This window comes from Anaerotruncus sp. 1XD42-93 (assembly GCF_009917605.1).
Lineage (GTDB): Bacteria > Bacillota > Clostridia > Oscillospirales > Ruminococcaceae > Anaerotruncus.
The window spans coordinates 1-1,070 of the sequence record NZ_QZEG01000184.1 but is presented as its reverse complement, the minus strand read 5'-3'; the positions used below and the strand labels follow the sequence as shown (position 1 = coordinate 1,070).

Below are 1,070 nucleotides of genomic sequence, written 5' to 3'. Positions count from 1 at the left end.
ATATCATGTCGATGCTGTTCCCTCGCCATTTTTCTGCCCTCCTGCTACTTTGAGGACTATTATAGCACATTTCTATTGACGACACAACCTAGCCGATTTTAGATAAAAGTTCACCGGCATGATTTCCAGTATCTTTATATACCGTCCATCCTTGGTGACAATGACGCCGTTTTGCACATCCAGCACCGGGAGCCAGCCCTGGGTACTGTTGCGGTACTGGGCGGCGTGGGCCTGCTTGATCTGCTTTCCGAAGATAAGTTCTTTCAGTCCCATTACACAGTCCTCCCGCGCTTTTTGCTCTCCAGGGGCGTCCCCCGGAAGGTGATGATTTTCTTTCTCCGTTTCCATCTCCACCAGGCAATCAGGGCCCGGGAAAGGCTGTCGTCCCCCGGGCCGATGAGGGCAAAGCCCACCGATGGGACTACTAGGGCCATGGTGATGACGATATTTGTGGTAAGGGCGAAAGGCAGCAGCCGGAAACAGAAAAACAGAGTGGGAACGGCGATGATAGCCGCCTCCACCGTGTTGCGGATGGGGAACAGGCCGAACAGCCGCCCGGCATCGGTGTAGTTGGCGGGGATATGGTAGGTCACATAGCTCATAGCAGTCCTTCACCGTCCTTTGCGTATTCCAGAAGCCGGGATTCCAGCTTTTCAAAATCTTTTTCCAGAGAGGCGCCATCCACTCCCCGTTTTGTTATAACAGAGCGAAAAGCCTTGGCTACCAGTCGGCGCTGGTATTCGGTGGTGTAGTCGGCCCCCAACTCGATCTCGATGATACGCTGGCGGGATACCTAGGCGGCCTCGGCCAGCTCCCTGTGGGTGGCATGATGCTTCAGGCGCAAAGGGCACATCCAGCGGGTGAGATACATAGGCAGCACTTCCTTTTTGGATAAAATAAAGACATCCTGTAAAATCCAGGATGCCTGGCTTGAAGATTTTAAGGGGATAGCGTATAATGAAATAGAAAATCATACACAGAGGGGGTGTTCATCCGTGTCCAGTGAAAATCAAATGGAGCTTGCCCGGCATCGTCTGGGAAAAGCCCGACAGTGCGCGGCCACGGCCAGG

General features: G+C 53.5%; 2 protein-coding genes. Both read right to left on the bottom strand.

Features of this window, described 5'->3' with window-relative positions:
• Positions 1-72: 72 nt before the first annotated feature.
• Complete coding sequence (locus tag D5269_RS17905; protein WP_016316023.1) at positions 73-273, bottom strand: hypothetical protein; 201 nt, start codon at positions 271-273, stop codon at positions 73-75.
• Positions 273-602 (bottom strand): hypothetical protein, encoded by a 330-nt coding sequence (locus D5269_RS17900; protein ID WP_016316024.1) that lies wholly within the window; start codon positions 600-602, stop codon positions 273-275. Before D5269_RS17900 ends, D5269_RS17905 begins: the two co-directional genes overlap by 1 nt.
• Positions 603-1,070 lie beyond the last annotated feature (468 nt).

Coding starts and splice junctions, on each gene's coding strand:
- D5269_RS17905 (WP_016316023.1), bottom strand. CDS start 273: ATGGGACTGAAAGAACTTATCTTCGGAAAGCAGATCAAGCAGGCCCAC.
- D5269_RS17900 (WP_016316024.1), bottom strand. CDS start 602: ATGAGCTATGTGACCTACCATATCCCCGCCAACTACACCGATGCCGGG.